Below are 6000 nucleotides of genomic sequence, written 5' to 3'. Positions count from 1 at the left end.
CAAGGTCTCGCAGGCCGGAGCGACGATGCCTTCGACGAACTCACCCCACCGGCTGCCCAGGTTGCCAACCTGCTGGCTGACCTCCTTGATCTTGCGGTCGGTTTCCTTCATCTGCTGCTCGGTTTCCTTCATCCGCCGGTCGGTTTCCTTCATCTGCTGCTCGGTTTCCTGAAATTTTCGGTCGGTTTCCTTCATCTGCCGGTCGGTTTCCTTCATCTGCCGGTCGGTTTCCCTCATTTGAGCGGAAACTTCCTTGATCAACTGGCCCGTTTCCCTTATTTGAGCGGAAACTTCCTTGATCTGTTGGTCGGTTTCCTGGAATTTGCGGTCCAACACCGCTCTTCGCTCAAGATCTTCCCGGACCATTTCCTGGAACATTTTCCAGATGTCATCAAAAGTTACGGCCTGCGGCATCACGATGTCTCCCGTGTACAGCGTTGTTGATCCTGCCGTTGATCTTGCATCGATGATTACGGTTTAACAGCGCCCTCCCCCTGAAGTTCCAAGCCCCGGGTCTCCAATCGCAGTTCACCCGAGTCATCCAGTTGCAACACGACCTTCCCCCCGCCCTTCAGGGATCCGAAGAGAATGTCGTCGGCCAGGGGTTGCCGGACCTTGCGTTTGATGAGCCGTTCCATGGGACGGGCGCCATTGTCCCGGTCATAGCCGTGCATCGCCAGCCATTCACGGGCATGCTCATCGACCTCCAGACGAATGTTGCGCTTTTCAAGATCCCGTTCCAGAACAAACAGGAATTTATCGACGACAGTGAGGATGGTCTTTCGATCCAGCATCCCGAAGGACACCGTCGCATCGAGACGGTTGCGAAACTCGGGAGAAAACAATCGCTTGATCTCCTTCATCTCGTCCCCCGCCTGGTGCTGATGGACAAAGCCCAAGGTCGGTCGGCTCAGATCCCACGCCCCGGCATTGGTCGTCATGATCAGGATCACATTGCGGAAATCAGCCTTGCGCCCATTGTTGTCGGTCAGTTTGCCATGGTCCATCACCTGGAGCAGAATGTTGAATACATCGGGATGGGCCTTCTCGATCTCGTCCAGAAGCAGCACCGCATGGGGATTGCGGGTAACCGCCTCGGTCAACAATCCCGCCTGATCGAATCCGACATATCCGGGAGGCGCGCCGATCAAACGGGAAACGGTATGCCGTTCCATGTACTCGCTCATGTCGAACCGGATCAATTCGACAGCCATTTCAATGGCCAGTTGCCGCGCAAGTTCGGTCTTTCCAACCCCGGTGGGACCGGTGAACAGAAAACATCCGATCGGCTTTTCCGGATTGGCAAGCCCCGAACGGGCCAGTTTGATGGCGTTGCATACCTGGGCCACTGCCTCGTCCTGACCAAAGATCGACAGTTTCAGATTGCCTTCCAGACGGGCAAGGATTTCGCGATCGTCATGGGAAATGGAACGGGGCGGAATCCTGGCCATCCGCGCTACGACAGTCTCGATCTCCTTGACCCCGATCGTTTTTTTCTTTCTGCTGGCAGACCACAAACGCACCGCGGCCCCCGCCTCGTCAAGGACATCGATGGCGGAGTCGGGATGATGCCGGTCGTGAATGTGCTTGCGCGACAGTTCCGCCGCCGCCTGAACCGCCTCCCGGCTGTACTTGATCTCATGATGCGTCTCGTAGCGTTCCTTGAGCCCCTTCAGGATTTCGATGGTTTCCGGAAGAGAAGGTTCACCGACCTCCACCTTCTGGAAACGGCGCGCCAAGGCCCGATCCTTCTCAAAGACGCCCCGGTATTCCTCGTAGGTCGTCGAACCGATGCAACGGATCTCCCCGGAGGCCAACAGCGGTTTGAGCAGATTGGACGCATCCATGGTGCCGCCACTGGTAGACCCCGCCCCGACCACGGTATGAATCTCATCGATGAAAAGAATCGCCCCCGGTTTTTCCTTCAATCCCTTGAAAACCCCCTTGAGCCGGGCCTCGAAATCACCGCGAAACTTCGTCCCCGCCAGCAATGCCCCCATGTCCAGCGAATAGACCACCGCATCACGAACCGGTTCCGGAACCTGCTCCTGGACAATTCTCAAGGCCAGCCCTTCCGCCAGATGGGTCTTGCCAACCCCCGCCTCGCCCACGAACAACGGATTGTTCTTCCTGCGGCGACACAGAATTTGCAGGGTACGTTCCATCTCGACCGTGCGCCCGATCAGGGGATCGACCCGGCCTTCCCGGGCTTCCTGGTTCAGATTGATGGTAAACTGTTCCAGAGGGGTCGCGGACGAAGCGACCGGTTTGTCCGACCGTGGCCCGCTCTCGGGGTCGTCCGTGGATTTCAATCCCCCTTCGCCCACGAAATCATGCAGGCCGTGCGACATGGCCGACTGGACATCGAGGCGGCTGATGTTCTGCCGTTCGAGAAAATAGGCGGCATGCGACTGCTTTTCGCTGAAGATCGCAACCAGCACATACGCCCCGGTAACCAGATTCCTGCCCGACGACTGCACCTGATAGACCGCCCGCTGAATCACCCTTTGAAAGCCGACGGTCGGTGTAATTTCCACGGTGGAACCGAATTCTTCGTCCTCCGGGACCTGGGTCTGCAAATGCCCTTCGAGATCCTCCACCAACAGCCCCAGGTCGCAGCCGCACACCGCCAGGACGGAAGTGACCTCGGGATTCTCCATCAAGGCCAGAAGCAGATGTTCGACCGTCGCATACTGATGCCGCCGCTGCTTGGCACTGCGAATGGCCCTGTTCAAGGATGCTTCAAGATTTTTACTGATCATGTCGCCACTGTCTCGGGTAAATGCCACCACCGAAAAGGTGTCCATTCCACCAGATGAATCGAGGCGCGAACGCCACGTTCCAAATGCCCACGGATGACCGTAAAACGTCTAATCCCGTTCCATGAGACACTTGAGTGGGTGACCGCTGCGGCGGGAATGGCTGTTGACTTCGAGGACCTTGGTTTCGGCAATTTCACGGGGATAGATACCGCAAATCCCCCGGCCTGAATTGTGTACATCAAGCATGATGCGGGTGGACTCCTCCAATGATTTGCGGAAATACCTCATGATGATTTCGACCACAAAATCCATGGGGGTGAAATCATCGTTGAGCAAAATCACTTTGTAGAGCGACGGTTCCCGAGGCCGCGACCGTGAACGAGTCGTGGAACTCGTGTCGTCGAAAGTTTCCTGCCAACTCATGCCAACCATCTTCCGTTTCGATTTTTGTCCCCTTGCGCACGATCCATACTAGCCCTTTTTCAAGGCAAAGCCAAAGGAACAATACCGAAAGCAAACCGCATGCCCCGGGAATGCACATCGATCCACCCGCACTCGAAAACGAAAACGGACATCGATGACGGTCCCTTGAGGCCCCTGTCTTTTTTTCAATGATTCATTCTTCCGTGACCCGATCCCCCACCCCCGAAGCAACGGGACTCACCGGTTGTCCGGCATGGAGCAGCAGTTCCTGGGCGTGTTCGCGCGCCGCGGCGGTCACCTGGCTTCCCGCGAGCATTCGCGCCAATTCCTCGACCCTCTGTCCCGGATCAAGCGTATCGATGCGAACCTGGGCCTTGTTGTCCAGGATTTCCTTGCGAATGCCCAAATGAACATGGCCCCAGGCCGCCACCTGGGGCAGATGGGTGATCGTCAAAACCTGCCGCCCCCGGGCAACCTTGGCCAGTTTTTCGCCCAGAGAGGCCGCCACCCGACCGCCAATCCCCACATCCACTTCATCGAAAACAAGGGTGTTGGCGGGCAGGGAATCGGCAAGGACGGTCTTGAGCGCCAGCATGATCCGTGACAACTCCCCTCCGGAAGCCACCTGCTTGAGTGGACGCAACGGCTCCTGGGGATTGGCGCTGACCAGGAACTGGACATCGTCCATCCCCTCGGGCCGCGGATCGCCGGCCAGGGGATGAACCTGTATGGCCAGGCGGGTCTTGGCCATACGCAGGTCGGCCAGTTGCCGCTCCACCCCTCGTACCAATGCCTGGGCCGCGCGTTCCCGTGAATTTCGGAGCAACCCCGCCTGAAGATCATACTGCCGCCGCAGCTCATCCAATCGCTGCCGCAACTGCTCCCGGCGTTCCTCGGCATGCTCCAGGGTATCGAGGTCCTCCTGCATCCGGCGGACGTGTTCGAGCAGTCCCTCCGGGGCCACATGATGTTTGCGCCCGAGACGATGAATTCGATCCAACCGTGATTTCAGCGCCTCCAACTGATCCGGATCGGTCTCCAGTTCCAGAAGATAATGCCGCAGACGGACACCACAATCTTCCAACTCGTAATGCAACGAGCGGATCATCCCGGCCAACTGCGTCAATTCCGGATCAACCCGGGTCAATGCCTCAAGGTTCGACGCCGCTTCATGGGTCATCGTCGTCGCGCTCCCCGCCCCCTCCAGAAGCGCCTCCAGGGCTTGGCCTACCCCCTCCACCAGTTGCGCCCCATGTTGCAACCTCTGGCCCTGTCCCTCCAGGATCTCCATTTCGCCGGGTTTTGGCGCCACCTCCAGGATTTCCTGAATCTGAAAGGAAAGAAATTCCCTCTGTTGGCCCACGTCGCCCGACAACGCCTCAAGACGGTTCCGTTCCTCCCATGCTTCCCGCCATTGACGATACAACCGGTCCACCTCCTCCAGAAGTGACCGGTGCCCGGCGTACATGTCCAAAAGATTCCGTTGTCGCCATCCTTGCAACAAACTCTGATTGTCGTGCTGCCCATGAATCTCGGCAATCATCTCCCCCGCCTCGCTCAACAGGGCGAGCGGCACCGGGGTCTCGTTGATGAAGGCGCGGCTGCGCCCCTTGTCGGTCAGGATCCGACGCAGGAACAAACCATCCTCCATCCATGGAATTTCCTTGCCGGCCAACCATGCACAAATGGGATGGTCCGCGGGAAGATGAAAATGGGCGCTGACCATCCCCTTGTCACTCCCAGCCCCGAGAAGCCCCGATTCGGCCCGGCTCCCCAACGCCAGGGAAAGGGCATCGATGATGATCGACTTGCCCGCCCCCGTCTCCCCCGTGAGAATGGTCAACCCCCGATCCAAATGCAGATCCAAACGTCGAATCAACGCAATGTTCTCAACGCACAGATGGGACAACATGGCCATCCTCCCGACAAGGAATAAAGCCTCTGAAAAGAGTGGAAATCAGGCTCGGGACCGGGTACCGTGAACCTGATCGCAATGATTCTATTTTTCTTTGGATGAAAGGATCTCGATCGATACCTTCACATGCCACCCTTCACTTCCCGAAAAAACAAACCATGGACCTGAGCGAAAAAGTTCACGATGCCATTTCCCAACTTCCGGAACCCCTGATCCAGGAGGTGCTCGATTTCATTGGCTTGCTTTCCACACGCCATCATTTATCGGAACGCACCCCTCATGACGAAAACCCGCGGCAACGGAAGGAAATAATGACCGAGCAAACGTTGGCCTCATTTCATGGCAGCGGCAAGGGAGGGAGCACAGCACGCCTCCTGGCGGAGCGACGAACCGACCTGGAGCGTGGCCGATGAGCGGATTCCTTCTCGATACCAGTGCCTTGCTGACACTTCGCGACGACGAACCCGGTGCGGCAAGGGTGGCCGCATTGCTCCACGAGTCCGCCAGAGGGGTGAATGCGTGTCACGGATGTTTCATTTCCTTGATGGAAATACTCTATCGGATTTGGAAAGATGAGGGAGAAGCTGCCGGACGTCATGCCTATCGCCATTGTCTTGATCTTCCCATTCACTGGGTTCACGAGTCGCCATCTCTTTTGGAATCCGCAGCCCGAATCAAGGCAACCCACACACTTTCCCTGGCCGATGCCTGGATTGCGGCAGCCGCCATGGAAGTTGACGCTGTACTGGTACACAAGGACCCAGAATTTCAAAACCTTTTGGTACCCCAAGAAAGGTTGCCATACAAATAACCAGCCATCGGTTCCTTATCGACCGATGGCCCTCTGGCCTTTCTCAAAGGAAAAAATAATCAAAAGACGTCAAGCGCAAAAACCTAAAT

6 protein-coding genes are annotated in these 6000 nt (G+C 57.3%); 2 read left to right on the top strand and 4 right to left on the bottom strand.

Going from position 1 to position 6000, the window contains the following annotated elements; genetic code table 11:
• From HQL76_15440 to recN, 4 genes are all read right to left on the bottom strand, one after another.
• Nucleotides 1–414 (bottom strand): DUF3782 domain-containing protein (locus HQL76_15440; protein ID MBF0110561.1); only part of this gene is annotated, 414 nt, incomplete at its 3' end.
• A gap of 56 nt (nt 415–470) precedes the next feature.
• Nucleotides 471–2762, bottom strand: coding sequence for an ATP-dependent Clp protease ATP-binding subunit ClpA (gene clpA / locus HQL76_15435; GenBank protein ID MBF0110560.1), 2292 nt, complete (start codon nt 2760–2762; stop codon nt 471–473).
• A gap of 108 nt (nt 2763–2870) precedes the next feature.
• Nucleotides 2871–3185 carry an ATP-dependent Clp protease adapter ClpS gene (clpS, locus tag HQL76_15430; GenBank protein ID MBF0110559.1) on the bottom strand — a complete coding sequence of 105 codons (315 nt, stop codon included), beginning with the start codon at nt 3183–3185 and terminating at the stop codon, nt 2871–2873.
• Nucleotides 3186–3378: 193 nt separating this feature from the next.
• On the bottom strand, nt 3379–5097 hold the full coding sequence (gene recN / locus HQL76_15425) for a DNA repair protein RecN (GenBank protein ID MBF0110558.1): 1719 nt from the start codon (nt 5095–5097) through the stop codon (nt 3379–3381).
• A 161-nt stretch (nt 5098–5258) separates the two neighbouring features.
• Between recN and HQL76_15420 the strand changes: the two genes are divergently transcribed.
• Together HQL76_15420 and HQL76_15415 are read left to right on the top strand one after the other, a co-directional pair.
• Nucleotides 5259–5513 carry a DUF2281 domain-containing protein gene (locus HQL76_15420; GenBank protein MBF0110557.1) on the top strand — a complete coding sequence of 85 codons (255 nt, stop codon included), beginning with the start codon at nt 5259–5261 and terminating at the stop codon, nt 5511–5513.
• A complete protein-coding gene (locus tag HQL76_15415; GenBank protein ID MBF0110556.1) occupies nt 5510–5911 on the top strand; it encodes a PIN domain-containing protein in 402 nt (133 codons plus the stop codon). The genes HQL76_15420 and HQL76_15415 overlap by 4 nt, the downstream gene beginning before the upstream one ends.
• Nucleotides 5912–6000 lie beyond the last annotated feature (89 nt).

This window comes from Magnetococcales bacterium, assembly GCA_015228815.1.
Lineage (GTDB): Bacteria > Pseudomonadota > Magnetococcia > Magnetococcales > UBA8363 > UBA8363.
Note: the sequence above shows the minus strand (reverse complement) of the source record. Positions and strands in the feature narration are given on the sequence as shown.